The sequence below is a fragment of the Casimicrobium huifangae genome, from assembly GCF_009746125.1.
GTDB classification, from domain to species: domain Bacteria; phylum Pseudomonadota; class Gammaproteobacteria; order Burkholderiales; family Casimicrobiaceae; genus Casimicrobium; species Casimicrobium huifangae.
In genome coordinates this window covers 603,120-622,804 of sequence record NZ_CP041352.1, presented here as the reverse complement: position 1 = coordinate 622,804, position 19,685 = coordinate 603,120, and the positions used below count along the sequence as shown (strand labels likewise).

At 63.0% G+C, this 19,685-nt stretch carries 21 protein-coding genes; 9 read left to right on the top strand and 12 right to left on the bottom strand.

From position 1 onward, the window contains the following. The first annotated feature begins 132 nt into the window (after positions 1–132). Positions 133–1,674 (top strand): AMP-binding protein, encoded by a 1,542-nt coding sequence (locus FKL89_RS02835; protein ID WP_156861208.1) that lies wholly within the window; start codon positions 133–135, stop codon positions 1,672–1,674. Between the two features lie 22 nt (positions 1,675–1,696). Further along, the gene (locus FKL89_RS02830) at positions 1,697–2,488 is read left to right on the top strand and encodes an NRDE family protein (RefSeq protein WP_156861207.1); all 792 of its coding nucleotides are present in this window, start codon (positions 1,697–1,699) and stop codon (positions 2,486–2,488) included. A 152-nt stretch (positions 2,489–2,640) separates the two neighbouring features. Here FKL89_RS02830 and FKL89_RS02825 read toward each other — a convergent pair whose 3' ends face one another. The 4 genes from FKL89_RS02825 to FKL89_RS02810 form a co-directional block, all read right to left on the bottom strand. Then, positions 2,641–3,054, bottom strand: coding sequence for a DUF350 domain-containing protein (locus FKL89_RS02825; protein ID WP_156861206.1), 414 nt, complete (start codon positions 3,052–3,054; stop codon positions 2,641–2,643). A 35-nt stretch (positions 3,055–3,089) separates the two neighbouring features. After that, entirely contained in the window at positions 3,090–4,229 is a 1,140-nt protein-coding gene (locus tag FKL89_RS02820) for a glutathionylspermidine synthase family protein (RefSeq protein WP_156861205.1), read from the bottom strand. Next, positions 4,230–4,715 carry a DUF1190 domain-containing protein gene (locus FKL89_RS02815; protein WP_156861204.1) on the bottom strand — a complete coding sequence of 162 codons (486 nt, stop codon included), beginning with the start codon at positions 4,713–4,715 and terminating at the stop codon, positions 4,230–4,232. A 97-nt stretch (positions 4,716–4,812) separates the two neighbouring features. Continuing rightward, positions 4,813–5,109, bottom strand: coding sequence for a hypothetical protein (locus FKL89_RS02810; protein WP_156861203.1), 297 nt, complete (start codon positions 5,107–5,109; stop codon positions 4,813–4,815). Between the two features lie 217 nt (positions 5,110–5,326). Here FKL89_RS02810 and FKL89_RS02805 point away from each other — a divergent pair, with 217 nt between their 5' ends. Continuing rightward, positions 5,327–6,052, top strand: a complete 726-nt coding sequence (locus FKL89_RS02805; protein WP_156864515.1) for a glutathione binding-like protein — start codon at positions 5,327–5,329, stop codon at positions 6,050–6,052. Between the two features lie 189 nt (positions 6,053–6,241). Here the strand turns inward: FKL89_RS02805 and FKL89_RS02800 are convergent, their stop codons facing one another. From FKL89_RS02800 to FKL89_RS02785, 4 genes are read right to left on the bottom strand one after another with little or no spacing between them, the layout of a single operon-like run. Continuing rightward, the gene (locus tag FKL89_RS02800) at positions 6,242–7,405 is read right to left on the bottom strand and encodes a glycerate kinase (protein ID WP_156861202.1); all 1,164 of its coding nucleotides are present in this window, start codon (positions 7,403–7,405) and stop codon (positions 6,242–6,244) included. Between the two features lie 46 nt (positions 7,406–7,451). Beyond that, a complete protein-coding gene (locus FKL89_RS02795; RefSeq protein WP_156861201.1) occupies positions 7,452–8,486 on the bottom strand; it encodes an L-threonylcarbamoyladenylate synthase in 1,035 nt (344 codons plus the stop codon). Between the two features lie 7 nt (positions 8,487–8,493). After that, entirely contained in the window at positions 8,494–9,408 is a 915-nt protein-coding gene (locus FKL89_RS02790; protein ID WP_156861200.1) for a lysophospholipid acyltransferase family protein, read from the bottom strand. Further along, positions 9,405–10,274, bottom strand: a complete 870-nt coding sequence (locus tag FKL89_RS02785; protein ID WP_156861199.1) for a lysophospholipid acyltransferase family protein — start codon at positions 10,272–10,274, stop codon at positions 9,405–9,407. Before FKL89_RS02785 ends, FKL89_RS02790 begins: the two co-directional genes overlap by 4 nt. 237 nt (positions 10,275–10,511) lie before the next feature. Between FKL89_RS02785 and metK the strand changes: the two genes are divergently transcribed. Next, complete coding sequence (gene metK / locus FKL89_RS02780) at positions 10,512–11,693, top strand: methionine adenosyltransferase (protein ID WP_156861198.1); 1,182 nt, start codon at positions 10,512–10,514, stop codon at positions 11,691–11,693. 68 nt (positions 11,694–11,761) lie between these two features. Here metK and ychF read toward each other — a convergent pair whose 3' ends face one another. After that, on the bottom strand, positions 11,762–12,859 hold the full coding sequence (gene ychF, locus FKL89_RS02775; RefSeq protein ID WP_156861197.1) for a redox-regulated ATPase YchF: 1,098 nt from the start codon (positions 12,857–12,859) through the stop codon (positions 11,762–11,764). 153 nt (positions 12,860–13,012) lie between these two features. Between ychF and FKL89_RS02770 the strand changes: the two genes are divergently transcribed. Continuing rightward, on the top strand, positions 13,013–13,591 hold the full coding sequence (locus tag FKL89_RS02770) for a YqiA/YcfP family alpha/beta fold hydrolase (RefSeq protein ID WP_156861196.1): 579 nt from the start codon (positions 13,013–13,015) through the stop codon (positions 13,589–13,591). A 127-nt stretch (positions 13,592–13,718) separates the two neighbouring features. Continuing rightward, on the top strand, positions 13,719–14,639 hold the full coding sequence (locus FKL89_RS02765) for a hypothetical protein (protein ID WP_156861195.1): 921 nt from the start codon (positions 13,719–13,721) through the stop codon (positions 14,637–14,639). 66 nt (positions 14,640–14,705) lie between these two features. On the opposite strand, the gene prmC is transcribed toward FKL89_RS02765, so the two are convergent. The 3 genes from prmC to prfA form a co-directional block, all read right to left on the bottom strand. Then, on the bottom strand, positions 14,706–15,539 hold the full coding sequence (prmC, locus tag FKL89_RS02760; protein WP_337786221.1) for a peptide chain release factor N(5)-glutamine methyltransferase: 834 nt from the start codon (positions 15,537–15,539) through the stop codon (positions 14,706–14,708). 284 nt (positions 15,540–15,823) lie between these two features. After that, positions 15,824–16,633 (bottom strand): orotidine-5'-phosphate decarboxylase, encoded by an 810-nt coding sequence (gene pyrF, locus FKL89_RS02755; protein WP_156861194.1) that lies wholly within the window; start codon positions 16,631–16,633, stop codon positions 15,824–15,826. A gap of 189 nt (positions 16,634–16,822) precedes the next feature. Further along, on the bottom strand, positions 16,823–17,902 hold the full coding sequence (gene prfA / locus FKL89_RS02750; protein WP_156861193.1) for a peptide chain release factor 1: 1,080 nt from the start codon (positions 17,900–17,902) through the stop codon (positions 16,823–16,825). Positions 17,903–18,294: 392 nt separating this feature from the next. On the opposite strand from prfA, the gene FKL89_RS02745 reads away from it, so the two are divergent. From FKL89_RS02745 to FKL89_RS02735, 3 genes are all read left to right on the top strand, one after another. Continuing rightward, on the top strand, positions 18,295–18,534 hold the full coding sequence (locus FKL89_RS02745) for a hypothetical protein (protein WP_156861192.1): 240 nt from the start codon (positions 18,295–18,297) through the stop codon (positions 18,532–18,534). Position 18,535: 1 nt separating this feature from the next. Continuing rightward, positions 18,536–19,048: a PIN domain-containing protein gene (locus FKL89_RS02740; RefSeq protein WP_156861191.1), complete on the top strand. Its 513-nt coding sequence runs from the start codon at positions 18,536–18,538 to the stop codon at positions 19,046–19,048. A gap of 65 nt (positions 19,049–19,113) precedes the next feature. Beyond that, positions 19,114–19,674 (top strand): hypothetical protein, encoded by a 561-nt coding sequence (locus FKL89_RS02735; protein WP_156861190.1) that lies wholly within the window; start codon positions 19,114–19,116, stop codon positions 19,672–19,674. Positions 19,675–19,685: the final 11 nt, after the last annotated feature.

Genomic DNA, 19,685 nt, shown 5'->3' with positions numbered 1-19,685 from the left:
TTGGGCTTGAACGGCGAAATGGCCAATAGTCGACATTTGGCATTTTGCAGTGCGGAGCCCAATTAGAATGAGGCTTTCTTCGAAAAGTTGCTGCCTCACTGGCGGTCACCCACCCTGCCGTCGCTTCCTGTCATGACCGTCCCCGCCACCACCCTCGCCGACGTTTTCGCCCAGCACCAGCACGAGCGGCCTGATGCGCCGTTGCTGCTGGCACCGGAAACCGGGCGCCAACACACCTATGGCGCTCTCGGCGCTGACGTGGCGGCGCTGGACGCGCTGCTCACGGCGCAGGGCATCGGCGCGGGCGCGCACGTCGGATTTCTGCTGCCCAACGGGCTCGCCACCAGCGCGCTGTTTCTCGCGACCATGATTGCCGGGCGGGTCACGGTGCCGCTCAATCTGCTGTCGCAGGCTCCACAGCTTGCGTACGTGCTGGCGCATAGCGAAGTGCGCTGCGTGTTCGTGTCCGGCGAGCAAGCGGCCACGCTGGCCGCGGCCGTTGCCTTGCTGCCGACAACTGCCGGTGCCACGCCCGGCATCGCTGTGGTGAACATCGACGTCGACGTACCGCTCGCATCGCAACTGCCACTGCGTACCAACGCCGGCGCAAGCGCGGCCCCGCAGGCGAACGACCCGGCGCTGCTGATGTTCACCTCCGGCACCACCGGCAAGCCGAAAGGTGCGCTGCTGACGCACGCCAACCTGCTGCACGCTGCGCGCACAGTGGCAGCGTGGCATCAACTGACGCCCGCTGATCGCGTGCTGTCGTCGCTGCCGCTGTATCACATCAACGGCCAGTGCATCGCCACGCTGTCGCCATTCGTCAGCGGCGGCAGCATCGTGGCGCCGCACCGCTTCTCGGCCTCGGCCTGGTGGGGTTGGGTCGATGCCTGGCAACCGACATGGATCAATGTGGTGCCAACCATCATTGCCTATCTGCTCAATGCAGCGGCCGAAGGCGATGCGCCGGCACCCGCCCGCCCCTTCATCCGTTTCGCCCGCTCGGCGTCGGCTCCGCTACCGCCGGACCAGCATCGGGCCTTCGAACAGCGCTTCGGCATCGGCGTGATCGAAGCGATGGGAATGACCGAGTGTGCGTCCGTGGTGTTCTGCAACCCGCAGGACGCGAGCCAACGCAAATACGGCACGCCCGGCCTGCCCTGCGGTGTGCAGGCTCGCGTGGTTGCCGTGGAAAGCGGCGAGGTGCTGCCTGACAACGCCACCGGCGAGCTGCAGCTCTGCGGCGACAACATGATGGCGGGTTACTGGAACGCCCCCGACAAGACCGCCGAGGCACTTACCCCTGATGGCTGGTTGCGCACTGGCGATCTCGGTCACCGCGACGGCGACGGCTTCTACTTCGTCACCGGCCGCATCAAGGAGCTCATCATCAAGGGCGGCGAGAACATCGCGCCGCGCGAGATTGATGAGGCCCTGTTGACGCACGCGGCCGTGCTCGAAGCCGCCGCCGTGGGCATCCCGGACAAGAACTACGGCCAGGAAATCCTCGCCGCCGTGGTGCTCAAGCCGGGTGTGACCACCGACGAAGCTTCGCTTCGCGAACATTGCATTCAGGCTCTCGGCCGCTACAAGACGCCGGGCGTGTTCCGCTTCGTCGATGAACTGCCAAAGGGCCCGTCGGGCAAGGTGCAGCGGTTGAAATTGCTGGATTGACGATCACGCCATAATTTCAGCGATGTGCATCGTCACCTTCCGCTGGGCGCCTGAGTCCGACCAGCCGCTGCTGCTCGCGGCCAATCGTGACGAGTTTTACGAGCGGCCCACCGAGCGCATGCACTGGTGGCCGGGCGACGAGGTGCTCTCGGGGCGCGACCAGCGCAGCGGTGGCGTATGGCTGGGTATCACTCGGCATGGGCGCTTTGCCATGGTCACCAATATCCGCAATCCGGCGCTGCGCAAGCAGGGGGCGCCATCGCGCGGTGCCCTGGTGCGGCAGTTTCTGGAGGGCGTGCAGTCTGCTGCGAACTTCGCCCATGCCACGATGGCGGACGCCGGGCGCTACGAGGGTTTCAACCTGCTCTGCGGCGAAGTCGGCGCTTCGGCCCGTTCACTGTGGTTCGCCAACTCGCAGGAGGGTGCAGCGCATGCCGTCGAACCCGGCGTGCATGGCCTTTCCAATGCATCGCTGGACACCCCCTGGCCCAAGCTTTTGCGCATGCGGCAGGGGTTCCGGCACGCGCTCGCTGAAAGCGACCCCGCGCAGCGCAACACGCGCCTGTTGCGGCTGCTGCAAAACGCCACGCCGACGCCCAACGCGCAGTTGCCCAACACGGGCGTGCCTTTCCCGGTGGAACGCATGCTTGGCAGCATCTTTATCGTTAGCGACAACTATGGCACGCGGGCGTCCACGGTGCTCAGCGTGATTGGCGATCAGGTCACGATGCGTGAAGCCGGTTTCGGTGTGGGTGGCGAACCGCAGGACACGCTCGCCTTCAACTTCCGCATCCAGTCACCGCCTGCACCGTAGCCCGGCCGCTCGCAGCCGGGCCCCACGGCGGCTTCGTCAGCGATACGCTCTGCGGGCGCGCACTGATGCGCGCTACGTTGCCCTGCGCGAGCAAGCTCGCGCCTACAAACACCACGACCCAGCGGCGAGCAACCGGGCCGCGTCAATCCTGCTCAGTAAACCAGCGCCGCAGCGTTGAGCATGCCCACCGCCAGCGATACCGCCGCGAGAAACGTGGCTTTGGCGACATTGCCGCCTTCGATCGACGCAGTCAGCCCTGGCATCAGCATTCGTGCAAAGACAAATACCACCAGCTGCACCACGGTCGCCAGAACGGCAAACAGGACCAGATCGATCAGGTTGACGGCGTTGGCCACCGTGCTGGCCAGCGGCAGCGCAAAACCAATCAGCGCACCGGAAAGCGAGATCGCTGCCGCCGTGTTGCCATCGCGGATCAGCGCAATTTCGTTGTACGGCGTGACCTTGGTGTAGATCAGTGTGAACGCTACCAGCAGCACCAGCGCAACGGCGAAATAGATCAGAAAGTCGTCGAAGTAGCGAATCGATTCGTTGAGCGTGTAGGTCATTTCGAGCCTCTGGAAAGTGTTGCGGTCGGCGACTGTTAATCGAAGTAGTGCGGAATGAACCGCGACGTGTTCATGGTGATCTCGGTGGCGTCCTCGCGCAGGCCGATGCCGGCGGGTGCGTCGCCCACGATCCAGCTGCCGATGGTGACGAAGTTGCCTTCAAAACTCGGGATCGGCGTGTAGCGCTGGTAGACGTAGCCTTCCTCGCCATAGGTGCCGTCGGCGCGGATCACCTCGCCGCCCTTGTAGATTTCGACGTTGGCGCCTTCTCGCGAGAGCAGCGGCTTCTTGACGTAATCACCCAGCACCTTGTGGCGCTGGAAGCTGGCCTCCAGCAGCAGCGGATGATTGGGGTAAAGCTCCCACAGGATCGGCAGCAGCCCCTTGTTGGCCAGCGTCATCTTCCACGCCGGCTCAATGATGCGCATGTTGGTCTTGCGGATGTTGTTGCCGAACTCATCCGCCAGCAGCCACTCCCAAGGGTAGAGCTTGAACAGCGTCTCGATGCGCTGGTTATCCATGTCAACAAAGGCGAGGTCGCCCTCACTCCAGCCGATCTCTTCCACCGCAATCCACGGCGCCTGCACGCCGGCCTGTATGGCGGTGTCGCGCAGGTAGTCGAGGTTGCCGCCGTCCTCTTCGCTGTCACCGACGCAGGTGAAATGCACGTGACCGTAGCCGTGCTCGGCCTTGAGCCACTTCCACTGCTCGATCAACGCCTCATGCAGGCTGTTGAACTGGTCAGCGTTCGGCCCGAGTTTGGATTTCACGTCCTCAAGCCAGTGCCACTGCGCGACGCTGGCCTCGATCAGCGAGGTCGGGGTGTCGGCATTGAATTCGAGCAGTTTGGGCGGGCCATTGCCGTCCCAGGCCAGATCAAAGCGACCAAACAGCGAAGGATGATCGTCATCCCAGCTTTCGCGGATCAGCGCCCAGGCGGACTCCGGAATCGCCAGTTCCTTGAAGCGTTCCTTCTCGATGATGTGCTCGGCCGCAGCCATGCACATGTCGTAGAGCTCCTTGGTGGCTTTCTCGAGATCCTCGATCTCGCGGCGCGTAAAGTGGTAGCAGACCCCCTCGTCCCAGTACAGGCCGTCAATGGAATGGAAACTGAAGCCCGCGTCTTCGCAGCGCTTTTGCCAGTTGTCGCGCTTGGCTACGTGTTGGCGTCGCATCTAACCCCCCGACGAGTGCGAAGAGGACGACGACGACGAACTGCCGCCGTGACGCGACGCTGACGCCCCAAATCCGCCACGCGACGGCGTGGACGATACCGTGCCGGACGAGCGTGAGCCGGGACGAGTGGTACTGCTGTAGCCGGTGGTGCTGCCAGTGCGCGAGAAGTAACGCGGCCCGTAGTAACTGCTGGTGCCGGTCGCCGAGCGCTGCGCCGGAATTTCCTCACAATCACCCGGGTTGCCCCAATCTGCCTTGCACGCCTCCATGTTGGCGTAGACATCGCGATTGACGCGCTCGTTGTTCTCGAGATTGCCGCAACCGGCCAGGCCGCCGAGCCCGGCGGCACTGATCAGCACCAGCGTGAGGTGCACACTGCGCTTGCGGGCGAAAGGGGCCGATGCAGCTGGTGCTCCTGCCGATGACGCGTGTACGCCCTGCGGTCCTGACTGCTCGGTCAGTGTTGATCTGCTCTCGTCATCCACCACGCCACCCTGCCCCAAATCTGGTCTGGAAAACCTTCCTGCCGGCTGTTTTACGCGGGCGCTGGGGGTGTGTCAACGCGGGTTGCCCGCGCCGGGCTCAGTGCACGGCCGAAGGGCGCAGGAAGCGGATCAGGGTGCCGTCGCGCAGGTAGATCTCGCCATCGCCAATCAGTTTGGCGCCATCGAAGTCGCGCTGCAGCAGCAGCAATTCCTGATCGTCGCGCGAGCCTTCCACCAGCACGTCATCGGGCCGGGTGAACTCATCCGGGGCGTGCAGGTAGTCCGCCGTGAACACCGCGTCGTCCACCTGGACAAACTGCGCCTCGTTCATCGCTGCGGTCAGCGAATCGAACATGGGCACGTTCGCCGGGAACTGGGTTGGGCTGGTCATCATCTGCATCATGCTCTCCGTGGTTCAGATATGGGGCCGCTGCACGATCATTTCAAGCAAGTAACGGGCCTGGGGGTCATTGCGATGACATCGCCGCAGTCAGTGGCGGATTGCGCTGCCGTCGGCGGCGCGCTTACGCCGTTGCTCAACCTCATGGACGACAAAGCACGGCCCTTGCGTGACAATTCCGGCGTTGCCAACCCGAGCTCGCCCGCCAGCCATGATCGACCTTTACTACTGGACCACCCCCAACGGCCACAAGATCACCATGTTCCTCGAGGAAGCGAAGCTGAAATACCGCGTGATCCCGGTGAACATCGGCAAGGGCGAACAGTTTGATCCCGCCTTCCTGAAAATCTCTCCGAACAACCGCATCCCCGCGCTGATCGACCACAAGCCGATGCAGCCCGAGCAGGCTGGTGGCCGTGGCGCGCCGGAAGGCGAACCCTTCGCCATTTTCGAGAGCGGCGCCATGCTGCTTTACCTTGCCGACAAATCGAAGAAATTTCTTGACCGCAAGTCGCTCTACTGGCGCAAGGAGGCGATCCAGTGGCTGTTCTGGCAGATGGGCGGCCTGGGGCCGATGGCCGGGCAGAACCACCACTTCGGCACTTACGCGCCGGAGAAGCTGCCCTACGCGATCAACCGCTACGTCAACGAGACGGCGCGGCTCTACGCGGTGATGGACAAGCGTCTTGCCGATCGCGAATTCCTCGCCGGCCAGTATTCGATTGCCGACATGGCCTGCTACCCGTGGGTGGTGCCGCATGAACGGCAACAGATGAATCTCGATGATTTCCCGAACCTGAAGCGCTGGTTCGAAACGATCAAGGCGCGGCCCGCCACCCAGCGCGCTTACCAGATCGCGAAAGACATGAACACGACGCCCACTGGCCAGGCGGGTGATGAAGCGCGGCGGCTGCTGTTCGGGATTCAGAAGAAGTAGCGGATGGCGCGCCCTTACTCGTTGAGTGCCGTGCGCGGCGAATTTTCGCCCCCTCAACCGAGCGTCAGCTTTTTGGCTTAAGCCGCATTCGATCTGGGCTTACCGGATCAAAATAGCAGTTATCGACTATTTGCTATTTCTGGCATTACGCCCATAGCCAATGCGGCTCGCGATAAAAAGCTGCTTGCCTCAGCGCGCGTGCAGACCGGCGATCCGGGCAATCTGCTCGGCGGCGTTCGCCAGCAGCTCCGGCGCGCGGATGACGGCCTGATCGAGCGCCATCGGGCCGGGGACGATAGAGAAGCAGCCGCCGTTGAAGGTTTCATTCAACGCAGCGAGCGCCGTGGCGTCCACGCCACCACTCAGCAGCGTGGCCTTGAGACCGGCATTGCCGTACTCGCGGGCAATTTGCGCGGCGGCGAACGGTGTCTTGCCGAGCAGCGTTTGTGCGTCGCTGCGGCCTTCGCCGGTGATCAGCCAGTCGGCGCCCTTGCAGGCGTCGGCCAGGCCGGTCAGTCGCGCCACCGTCTGCGCGCCCGATTCAAACTTCGCCCCGAGCAGTTGTAGCGCGTAACCCAAACCGCCCGCCGCGCCGGCACCCGGTTTGTCCTTCGCGTGCCGTTGCAGCGCCGCTTCAAGGCGGTCGGCGTAGGCGTCGATCACGGCGTCGAGCTTCGCCACGTCGTGCATCGCCACGCCCTTTTGCGGGCCAAAAATCGCCGTAGCGCCACGCTCACCAGTGAGCGGATTGTTCACGTCCGACAGCAGCGTGATCTCGCAGTCGGCCAGCCGCGCGTCAAGGCCGGTGACGTCCACCGAAATGAGCTTGGCAAGACCGTTCGGCGACGGCGCAATCTCGCGCCGGAAGGTGCCGGTGAATTTGACACCCAGCGCCGCCAGCAGCCCGGCGCCGCCATCGTTGCTGCTGGTGCCGCCCAAGCCGACAAAAAAGTGCCGGATGCCCTCGGTGAGCAGCAGCCGGATCAGCTCGCCCACGCCGTAGCTGGAACGATCCGCCACCGGGATCGCCATGTTGTGCGCGTCCTCAATGCCGACGATCTGTGCCACCTCGATCACCGCCGCTTCGTAAATGCCATGCTTGATCAGCGCATAGGCCGCCTCGGCGGACTGCCCGGCCGCGTTCTTCACCAGCGCCTGTTTGCGGCGCGCGCCGCCGCTGCTCGCCAGCGCGGTGACCACCGCGTCGAGCGTTCCCTCACCGCCGTCAGCCATGGGCCGGCGAACGATTTCGGCAGCGGGCAGCACCCGCTTGAGGCCGGTCTGCAGTGCGTCGCAGACGCTCTCGGCCGAGAGCGAACCCTTGAACGAGTCGGGAGCGAGAACGATTTTCATGCGCACGAATTGTCGCGACTGTGGCTGTCGGTAGTGCCGTCGCAGGCTACAGATCGTCAGGCGACGAGCCGTGCGTTGCGCGTCGCAGCCGATCGTTCACTGCATCCCATTCCGGCGTCTCCGGCGGAGTTTCGACGATCAGCGTGCCGTAACGCTCCTGATCAAGCTCGCGCAGCAGCGCGTAAAGCTCGAATTCCCAAGTCTCAGCGTCGGCGGCAAGGCGAATGGTACGCAGCCGCTCCATCGGCTCGGCATCGAACGAATGCGTGATCACGCAGCGCATCGGCTGCGCTGCCTTGGCGTTGCGGAATGCGCGCAGCTGCATCCTGAGCCTGGGCTCTGCCAGCATCAGCGTCTGCGTGCGCGGCGCGTAGTGTGATGCCAGCGCGCCGGACACGCGCGGCGCGTCGTCAGTGGCCTCGCCAAGCGGCACGCCAAGCACACGCTCAATGTCGCCCGCACGAACGCGACCCGGCCGCAGCACGCGCGGTGCAGCGCCGCTGACGTCAATGATGGTGGACTCGATACCGACCTCACTGGCGCCGCCATCGAGCACCAGCAGTAACTGATCGGGGAATTCCTCGGCCACATGCTGCGCGGTGGTCGGGCTCACCTGCCCGAACTGGTTGGCAGACGGTGCGGCCACGCCTGCGGGCACGGCGCCATCGCCGGCAAACTCACGCAGCACCGCCTGCGCGACCGGATGCGACGGCACGCGCAGTCCCACGGTGTCCTGCCCGCCGGTGACAGCGTCGAGCACGTGCGAGGCGCGTTTGACGATAAGCGTCATCGGGCCGGGCCAGAACGCAGCAGCGAGCTTGTCGGCAGCAGCGGGCCACGACGCGGCCCATGCCTTTGCCGCCTCGGCCGACGCCACGTGCACGATCAGCGGATGGTCCGCGGGTCGGCCCTTCGCCGCGAAAATTTTCGCGACCGCGTCAGCGTTGCCGGCATCAGCAGCCAGGCCGTACACGGTCTCGGTCGGCAACCCGATCAGCGACCCGGCCCGCAGCCACGCCACTGCGCGCGTCACGTTATCGGCGGTAGCGGGTTCGATGAAGGGCGCGTTGGGTCGTTTCATCCGTGCTTCATCCGTAAAGGCTCGCTTCACCGGGTGGGCGGGTCTTGAAGCGCTTGTGCGTCCACAGGTATTGCGCCGTGTTCTCGCGCACCCGATCCTCGATGAAGGCATTCACCCGCCGCGCGTCAGCCACATCGTCGCCCGAGGGAAAGTTATCGAACGCGGGGTAGAAGCGCACGTCGTAGCCAGCACCTTTCGGTCGTTGCGTAGCGATCACTGGCACCACCGCTGCACCGGTCAGTTTGGCCAGACGCGAGACGCCCGTGATCGTCGCTGCATTGACGCCGAAGAAGGGAACGAACACCGAATCGCGCAAACCGAAATCCATATCAGGCAGATAGTAGAACGGAAGCCCCTCGCGCATGGCGCGGACGATGGGCTTCACACCCTCGGTGCGGGCAATGATCGTCGACTGCCCAAAACGAGTGCGGCCCTCAAGAAACATGCGATCAATGTCCGGATTGCTCTGCGTGCTGTAGATCGAACACGCCGAAGTATCGACCGAAATTCGGATCGCGCAGGCGTCCAGGCCAATGAAGTGCGGGCACAACCAAATCACAGGCTTGTGATTGGTGGTTTCGACGGGCCGCTGCTGCTCGCCTTCGCGAAAGCGCCGCCACTGCTGCTCATCGTGCAGCGTCACATATTGCCGGATGCGCTCACCGCTGGCGTTCCACAGAAAGCCATGCTCCAGCGCCGCCTGCACGTAGGCACGGAAGTGCCCGCGCGCGATGGCCTCGCGTTCGGCGTCGGACTTTTCCGGAAAGCACAAGCGCAGATTGGTCAGCGCCACGCGACGGCGCGATTTCGCCAGCCACCAGCCCAGCGTTGACAGCGGCCCGCTGACCGCCGCGATCAGCCGTAGCGGCACGAAGGCGAGCAGCTTGCTGCCAATGAGCGTGATTGCGCCGGCAAACGTCATGACGGTGCCCCTGCGCCAGCGTGCGCCTTGTAGCGGTTGTAACTCCACAGAAACTGCTCGGGTGCGATTGCAATCGCAGCCTCGACAGCCGCATTCAGCTCGCCAGCCGCCGTCACCACATCATCGCTGAACGGCGCCAGCGGCGTGAACACGATGCGGTAACCCGCGGCGTCGCGCAGGCGAACGCACCCCACCATCACCACCAGCGCACCGGTGGTTTTGGCGAGCTTCTGCACCAGCGTCATGGTGTACGCCGGCCGGCCAAAAAACGGTGCCCATACGCCCTCGCCGCCCTTGCCGGGATCGGGCACCTGATCGGGCAGCAAGCCAATCGCGTCACCGCGCCGCAGCGCCTTGAGCATGGCGCGAATGCCGCTCATCTCGGCCGGCTCCGACTTGATCTGCATGCGGTCGCGCCCGGCGCGCATCATCGGCTCGGCCCACGCCACGCGCGGCGGGCGAAACATCACGGTCAGCGGCATCTGGGAGCCAATGAACAGTGAAGCAATCTCAAACGTCGCCATATGCGGCGTCAAAAAAATCACGCCGCGCTTCGCCTCGTGCGCCGCAAGCACGGCATCCCAGCCGTCAACCACCTTCAAGCGCGCGAGCACCACCGCATCCGGCGTGCGCCACAGGCCCGCTGTCTCTACCGCCATGCGGCCAATGCCGGCCGCCGCCTGCGTCAGCGTCACCTGGTCGCCGTAGCCCGCCTGCGCGAGATAGGTGCGCAGCCGGTTGCGCATGCCACCCGAAAGCAGCATCAGTCGCCCCAGCGCACCACCAATGCGCGACTGCGTCGCGAGCGGGCGCCGCGCCAGCCAGCCGGCCAGCGCAGAGGCGATGCGTGAGAGGAACGTGGACAAGGCGTTGTGGTCTTTGTTGTTGGCTCACTGAACGGCCCCGTCCGGTCGGCGCCCGCCTGCAAGCTGCAATACAATTCTAGGTGGCGTCCGCTGAGTTATTCGACTACTTGCGGGGCGGGCGCTGGTGGCCTTGGCGCCGCGCGACCGTTCCGCTAAAGCGTCGCCGCTCGTGAAACCGCAGGAATCACCGGCTCGCCACAGTCGAACCGGTGTGATTTTTCAGGCAAAGGTTTACTCATGAGCGACTACCTCTTCACCTCCGAATCGGTCTCCGAAGGTCACCCGGACAAGGTGGCAGACCAGATCTCGGACGCCATCCTCGACGCCATCTTCAAGCAGGACCCGCGCTCGCGCGTCGCTGCCGAAACGCTCACCAACACCGGCCTCGTGGTGCTCGCCGGCGAGATCACCACCAATGCGCATGTGGACTACATCCAGGTCGCGCGCGACACCATCAAGCGCATCGGCTACGACAACACCGAGTACGGCATCGACTACAAGGGCTGCGCAGTGCTGGTGGCCTACGACAAGCAGTCAAACGACATCGCGCAGGGCGTCGATCACGCGAGTGACGATCACCTCAACACCGGCGCCGGCGACCAGGGCCTGATGTTCGGCTACGCCTGCGACGAAACGCCGGTGTTCATGCCGGCGCCTATTTATTACGCGCACCGCCTCGTCGAACGGCAAGCAATGCTGCGCAAGGACGGGCGCCTGCCATTCCTGCGGCCCGACGCGAAGTCGCAGGTCACCATGCGCTACGTGGACGGCAAGCCGCATTCGATCGACACCGTGGTGCTCTCCACCCAGCACAGCCCCGACCAGAGCGAGTCTCCGACCAAACTCAAGGCGAGCTTCTACGAGGCGGTGATCGAGGAAATCATCAAGCCAGTGCTGCCGAAGGAATGGCTGCAGAACACCCGCTATCTGGTCAACCCGACCGGCCGCTTCGTCATCGGCGGTCCGCAAGGTGACTGCGGCCTCACCGGTCGCAAGATCATCGTTGACACCTACGGCGGCGCCTGCCCGCACGGTGGCGGCGCGTTCTCCGGCAAGGACCCGTCCAAGGTGGACCGCTCGGCCGCCTACGCCGCGCGCTATGTTGCGAAAAACGTGGTCGCCGCTGGCCTCGCCAAGCAGTGCCAGGTGCAGGTGGCCTACGCCATCGGCGTCGCCAAGCCGATGAACGTGACGGTCTACACCGAAGGTACCGGCGTGATCTCCGACGAAAAGATCGCCGCGCTGGTCAACGAGCATTTCGACCTGCGGCCGAAGGGCATCATCCAGATGCTCAACCTGCTGCGCCCGATCTACGAAAAGACTGCCGCCTACGGCCACTTCGGCCGCGACGAGCCGGAGTTCACCTGGGAAGCGACGGATAAGGCAGCAGCGCTTCGCTCAGCAGCTGGGCTGAAGTAACTCGCAATTCGTTCGGCAACAAAAGAGGACGCGCGAGCGTCCTTTTTTTTGTTTTTGCGGTCTTACCGCTACACGTTAAACAGGAAGTTCAACACGTCGCCATCCTGCACCACGTATTCCTTGCCTTCGGCGCGCATCTTGCCCGCCTCCTTGGCGCCGTGTTCGCCCTTGTACTGGATGAAATCGGCGAAGCTGATGGTCTGGGCGCGGATGAAGCCCTTCTCGAAATCGGTGTGGATCACGCCTGCGGCCTGCGGCGCCGTGTCGCCCTTGTGGATGGTCCAGGCACGCACTTCCTTCACGCCAGCCGTGAAGTAAGTCTGTAGCCCAAGCAGGTCGTAACCGGCACGGATGACGCGATTCAGGCCCGGCTCTTCAAGGCCGAGGTCCTTCAAAAACTCCATCTTGTCGGCGTCGTCCATGTCACCGATTTCGGCTTCCATGTTGGCGCAGACGGCCACGACCGGCGCCTTTTCTGTTGCGGCGTAGGCAACCACGGCCTGATAGTGCTTGTTGTGCGCAAGGTCGTTGGCGTCCGCCACGTTGGCCACATACATCGTTGGCTTCGCGGTGATCAGCGTGAGCTGCTTGAGCACCGCTTTCTCTTCCGCGTAGAAGTCAATCGAGCGCACCGCCTTGCCCTGATCGAGCACCTTCTGGCACTTCTCCAGCACGCCCATCATGCGCTGCGCTTCCTTGTCTCCGCCCGCGCGGGCGAGCTTGCTGTACTTGAGGATCGCCTTTTCCACGGTGGCCAGATCGGCCAGTGCCAGCTCGGTGTTGATCACCTCAATATCATCAATCGGCGAGACCTTGCCCGCGACGTGCACCACGTTATCGTCCTCGAAGCAGCGCACCACATGGGCGGTGGCGTCGCAGGTGCGGATGTTGGCGAGGAACTGGTTGCCCAGGCCCTCACCTTTCGACGCGCCCTTCACCAGACCAGCGATGTCCACAAACTCCACCGTGGCTGGCACCACCTTCTGCGGCTTCACGATGTCCGCCAGCTGATTGAGCCGCTGGTCCGGCACCTCCACGATGCCGCTGTTCGGTTCGATGGTGCAGAAGGGATAGTTCTCCGCAGCGATGCCCGCCTTGGTCAGCGCGTTGAAAAGAGTGGACTTGCCGACGTTCGGAAGCCCGACGATGCCGCATTGGACAGCCATGATATTAAGGCGCTTTGTTGAGTTGTTTCGATAATTGTAGGAGTTGGGCCGCGCTGCAAGGACGAATGACGAAGGACGAGTGACGAAAACGCGTTACGCTCCCGGTCATCACTTTTTCGTCCTTCGTCATTGGTCATTCGTCCTGCGCAGCAAATGAACATCCTCTACCTGCACGGCTTCCGCTCCAGCCCGCAATCGATGAAGGCGCGGCTGATGGCGGCACACTTTGCAGCCACGTCCCACCGCTTTGTGTGCCCGCAGTTGCCCGCGAGCCCGGCGGCTGCGATGGCGCTGGCGTGTGAGTTCATCGAGGATCGAGGCGATGCGGCGCGCGACTGGGCGCTGATTGGCTCCTCACTCGGCGGCTACTACGCCACCTGGCTCGCCGAGCGCTACGGCTGCCGCGCCGCGCTGTTGAACCCCGCCGTGCTGCCCGCCGACGACCTCGCGGGTTACGTGGGTGAGCACACGATGTACCACTCCAGCGAACCCTTCGAATGGCGCGCCGAACACCTGCAAGAACTGCTCGATCTGCGCATCGAACACATCACGCAACCGGAACGCTACTTCCTGCTAGCCGCCACCGGCGACGAAGTGCTCGACTGGCGCCAGATGCGTGACCACTACCCCGGGGCTCGGCAGCACATCATTGAGGGGAGCGATCATGCGATTGGTGAGTTTGCGGCGTACGTTGTAACGGTAGCCAATTTCTGTGTCGAAGCAATTCGGTGAATGCGGTTAGCTCTTTGGTCGCGTTGCAACCTGGAGTAGTAAAGACAATGCTTCTGTGGCGCCCCCATCTGGATGGTTGTACTTGCCCAACGCTTATCGACTGACCTTGTTGTAAAGTGAACGTCTGATGAACCAGAATTTCTTTATGCGCATTTGCACCTCAAGTCGAGCTCTGACGGCCCTTGCAGCGCTGCTCGCCACGAGTGGAGCAAGCGCATTGACAGTCACCACTGAACCCGCGCAACTCGTTGCGTATCAACCATTTGACGTTGTTGTTCAGTATTCGCGGGAATACTGCATCGCGCGAGCCAGTCCAATCGTTGCACAAGCTACTACCGAATCGTCGCTTGCTGGAAGCAAGACGGTAACGATTGTTCTGTCGCATCTGGACGTCACGGACCCGGTTGTCTGCACTCCGCGATCATCCTCCCGAGTTCGCGTCCTGGGGCTTCCGCCGGGGATGACAACTTTGCAAGTCGGGATAACGCAAACCATCTGGGCAGCAGTACTTGTATATCGGTCCGCTGTTGCCGAATCGGGCGAAGCAACCCTCTCTGTACCGACCAGTTCAAACACGCCAGTAAAGGTCATGACGATCAACGGACCGAATGGAGCGCCGTTTTATCTATCAACGGTCGATGCGCAGAATCTGTCCGGCTCCGGGTCCCTTTTGCCTTCCAGCGGCGCTGAGTCCAATCCCTCCTTTTACGGATGGTCCGCATTGCGCTCCCCTGTGCCATCCGCAGCACAGCGTCTGTACAGTTTGAAATACGCAAGTCCGTCGCGGTTTTTCTATACGACGTCAGTCGCAGAACGAGATGCGCTGCTGCGGGTTGGTTTCGTTGAGCAGGTGGCGCCGTCGTGGGGGCCAATTTACGTGCTCGCTGCGACTAACGGCGCTTGCCCGTTAGGCTCGACGCCAGTGCGCCGGTTGTTCAATCAGGCAGACTTTCTGCATCGATATGAGATGAACGTTGACACGATATCGATGCTCGCTGCTAACGGTTACGTTGACGAGAACATAGCGTTCTGTTCGCCTGCGCAATAGTTTCAAAGTAGCACGCGCCTTGGCGCACTGGTCGGAACGCTTGCGGGTCCGCCGAATGGCTGCGCGCTACGGGTATCGCGCCGTCGTCACCCGGGGCAACTTGGCCAGATCACAGTGCAGCGCAACGTCGGCGAATGCGGCGGTGCGCAAGAGACTGGGAACGCTCTCGCCCTGATCGTAGCCATGTTCAACCATGAGCCAGCCGCCCGGCGCGAGATGCCGGTGCGCGCCTATTGCGAGCTGGCGATAGCTTTCGAGGCCGTCCACCGCGTCGGCGAGGGCAACGGTGGGCTCGAAGCGCAGATCGCCCTGGGTGAGATGGGCGTCGCCCGGCACGATGTAAGGCGGATTGCTGACGATGAGGTCGAATTGCGCGCTGGCATCGAGTTCGGCGAACCAGTTGCTTTCGACGCAGCGGACGTTGCCGGCCCCAAGCGCAGCGGCGTTGGCACGCGCCAGTGCGAGGGCGTCGGGCGACACGTCAAGCGCGGTGACGTGCGCTTGCGGTCGCTCCAGCGCCAGCGTGATGGCGATGCAGCCGGTACCAGTGCCGACATCGAGAATGTGGCCGCTGAAATCGGCGGGCAGTTCGGCGAGCGCCAGATCAATGAGCAGCTCCGTCTCCGGCCGTGGGATCAGCGCGGCGGGCGAGCAGGCGAAATCACGACCGTAGAACTCGCGGTGGCCGATCAGGTAGGCGATAGGCTCGCCGGCAATTCGCCGTTCGATGAGCGCGTTGAAGTGCATGGTCGCGTCTGCGGGCAGCGTTTCGGTGTCGCGAGCAACCAGCCAGGCGTGCGCGTTCGCCGGTCGCGCGTGACCGAGCGCGTGCGCGAGCAGCATCCGCGTTTCGAGGCGCGGCAGGCGGTTATCTGGCAGGGCGTCGCGGATGGTTGGCACGATGTCTAGTGAGGCAACAGCTTTTTATCGTAAACCGCATTAGTATTGGGCTCGTCGCAATAAAATAGCAAATGTCGACTTTTTATCATTTCACGCACAAAGCCGAGTCTGGATGGGCTTTCTGCTGTCGAGTTGATAGACACTTTTGCTCTACCATCGATTTTTTCTGGTGCCCAAGTCTCTTGCGCAATTGATCCTGCGCTACGCATGACTTGTACGTCATGCGCCGTGCGTTCATGGTTCGACGGGCTCACCACGAACGGAAATCTCATCGAGCCGGTTCGTCAAATCACCGCACCATCTTCCAGCATCTGCTCCACCGCACCGCGCGCGGCATGGGCAAAGTCGTCGCCACCGGACGCGTAGATCACCGAACGTGACGCGTTGATGACGAGGCCGGTGCCTTTGCTGTCGCGACCCACGGCGACGGTGGCCTTCATGTCGCCGCCCTGCGCGCCAACGCCTGGCACCAAGAGCGGCATGTCGCCCACGGCCTTGCGCACATCAGCAATCACCTGCGGCACGGTCGCACCGACCACGAGGTTGATGTTTTTGTTCGCATTCCACTGCGTGGCGGCGAGCTTGGCGACGCGCAGGTAGAGCGGTTCGCCGTCGAGCATCTGTTCCTGCAAATCAGCGCCGCCAGCGTTCGACGTGCGGCACAGCAGGATGGTGCCGCGATCGGCGTACTTGGTGAACGGCGCGATGGAGTCACCACCGAGATACGGGTTCACCGTCACCGCGTCGGCGCCGTAGCGCTCGAAGGCCTCGATGGCGTAGAACTCCGCCGTGCTGCCAACGTCGCCGCGCTTGGCATCCAGAATCACCGGGATGCCGGGATAGCGGTCGTGGATGTAGTCAATCGTGGCGGCGAGCTGATCCTCCGCCGCCACCGCCGCGTAGTGCGCGAACTGCGGCTTGTAGGCGCAGACGATGTCGTGCGTGGCATCAATGATGGCCTTGTTGAACGCAAAGATGGCGTCGGGCCGATTGAACAGGCGCTCGGGCAGGCGCTTCTTCTCCGGGTCCAGCCCCACACAGACCAGCGAGCGGGATTTTTTCCAGGCGGCGTCAAGTTTTTGTTGGAACGTCATTGCGGTTCCACCGAGGACGAGTGACGAATGACGAATGACGCAAAGCGTGGCTTGCGTGTCTCTGCGTAGTTAAAGGTTCTGCATGTGCCAATCGCGATCACTTCTATCCCTCTTCTCAAAAAAAGGTGGCCGAGCTTTGCGTCCTAGCGACCGCCGGGAGCGTCGTCATTCGTCCTTCGTCCTGCGCCGTCAGGCGCTCTCCATCGAAGCCATTTGTTCAGCCTGATACTCCGACCGTAGCGCGTCCACCATGTCGCCGATGTCGCCGTCCATGATCATGTCGAGCTTGTAGAGCGTCAGGTTGATGCGATGATCGGTCATCCGCCCCTGCGGGTAGTTGTAGGTGCGGATGCGCTCGCTGCGGTCACCCGAGCCGACGAGCGACTTGCGCAACCCAGCCTCCTTGGCATGCGCCGCTTCACGCTCGCGCTCGAGCAGGCGTGAGGCGAGCACTTCCATCGCACGCGCCTTGTTCTGGTGCTGCGAGCGGCCGTCCTGGCACTCCACCACCACGCCGGTCGGGATGTGCACGATGCGCACCGCCGAATCGGTCTTGTTAATGTGCTGCCCGCCAGCGCCGGACGCGCGAAAGGTGTCGATGCGCAGGTCGGACGGATTGATCGTGATGTCCTTCACCGGATCGGCCTCGGGCAGAATTGCCACGGTGCAGGCGCTGGTGTGAATGCGACCCTGCGCCTCGGTCTCCGGCACGCGCTGCACGCGATGGGTGCCGGACTCAAACTTCATGCGCGAATACGCGCCCTGGCCCACAATGCGCGCGATCACTTCGCGGTAGCCGCCGAGTTCGCTCTCGTTGGCTGACACGATCTCCACCTGCCAGCGCTGGCGCTCGGCAAAGCGCGTGTACATACGCAGCAGATCGCCCGCGAACAGTGCGGACTCATCGCCGCCGGTACCGGCACGGATTTCGAGGAAGATGTTGCGCTCGTCGTTCGGGTCCTTCGGCAACAGCGCAATGGTGAGCTCCTTGTCGAGGCGATCAATGTCGGCCTTCGCGGTCTCAATCTCCTCCTGCGCCATCTCCTTCATATCAGGATCGGACAGCATCTCCTGCGCGGCGGCGAGATCGCCCTCGCGCGACGTGAACTCCTTGAACAGGGCGGCGACCGGCTCCAGATCGCTGCGCTCTTTTGACAGCGCGCGAAAGCGGTTCATGTCGTTGACTACCGCCGGATCGGAAAGCAGGCTCTCCACCTCAACCAGACGGCGGTCGAGCTGTTCAAGTTTGACGCGGAAAGTGTCTTTCATGACGCAACTTAGTCGGCGAAACGCCGGGCAAAAACGGAAAAAGCCACGCGCAACACTACTTCATCCGGAAACCGGGATGACGAAGCAGGTGGGCGTGGCTACAGGTGCATTTGTTGTGATTTTAGGTCACAGACTCCGTAGGCTCGCCGATACCGCGCACTTGCGGGGCCGGGTTCGCCCGCGAATCAACCGTTGCTCCAACATCGGGGCCACCGCCCTGTAACGCCGTAGGGCGGAACGCTAGCGGTTCCGCCGAACGCAGCAGCACAGCGCCATCCGACTATGACCGCACGACACAGCATACGGCGGGACCGCTAGCGTCCCGCCCTAGGTCTTACAGGACATCTGGGAGACACGCCTAGCGTCATCAATATGATGATATGATGCTTTATATGCGAACCACCCTTAACTTAGCCGAAGACGCATTCCACGTCGCCCGCCATCTGGCTGATCGCGAGAAGTTGTCGTTGGGTGACGCCGTTTCCATCCTCGTACGGGCGGGCGCTCAGGCCCGCGCGTCGGCCCCGTCGGCAACGCCCCCGCTGCGCGGTCGCTTCGCATTGTTGCCCGCTCGCGACGAAGTCATCACGGTTGAGCATGTACGCGAATTGATGGAGCGCGAAGGTATCTGACGTGGCCAACCGGACGACAGTGCGTCCCACCAACGCGGTACGCACTGAGGCACGGGAACCGGACGCCCGCTACTTGCAGCCGTCGCGCTGCCTGCTTGACGTGAATGTCTGGGTAGCGCTGTTTGACGATGCGCACGTCGCTTCAGCCCGAGCCAACGCCTTCATCGAAATACCCGGCATCCGCATCGCAACCTGTCCGCTGGTTGAGAACGGCGTGATTCGCGTGCTCAATCTGCCAAGCTACGGGCGCCGCGGCGCGCTCGGGTTGCAACGCGTGCGCGAGCAGCTCAAGCACGCGTGCAAGTCACTCGATCACGAATTCTGGGCGGACGACGTTTCGCTGCGGGATGATGAGGTAGTCGATTTCAACCGCGTGCACGGACACCAGCAAATCACCGACCTTTACCTGCTTGCACTGGCAGTGAAGCACGGCGGCACGCTGATGACGTTTGACCAGAACATTCCGCTGGATGCCGTGCGGGGTGCGGCGTCTCACCACCTCGTCCAGCTTTGAACGGGACGACGGACGAACACACGCAGGGAGAACAACGCATGTCAAGGCGAGCTGCGATTCTTCTCATGATGTCACTTGCTCTGGCACTTGCAGCTTGTGCGCCGGTTGCCACCAATCCGCCAGCTCTTCCTGGTAGTTCCAGGGATCACGCTGAGCTGCAGGCCATCAAGGTGGCAGATCAGGAAGATCGCAAGCCCGGCCCGAATATCGATTGGTCCAAGGTAGGACAGCGGGATCGCGACCGCCTCAAGCGGGTGCGCGAATTGGTGGCCACTGGCGAACTGAGAACTGCAGTGGACTTTTTCAATGCAGCGCTGGTCTGCCAGCACGGCCCTGATCTCGCCGACATCCGCCTTGCCCACGCACTGGCAACGATCAGCGCGACCATTGATGCGACTGCGACCAGCGCGAACTGGCTATCCGCCGCATCCTGGGATCGGCTGCTGATGAGAATGGGCAAACCGCAGTGGTATGGCACGCAGTTCACACGAGCCAAGACTGCCGACGCGCGCTGGGAGCTTTACGCAATTGACGAGACGGCGGTTACTGATGAAGAGCGCAAGCGGCTTGGTGTACCCACGCTTGCAGAGGCCAGACAGCGAGCTGAAAAGCTGAACCAGAAGTAGGCGAGCAGGCC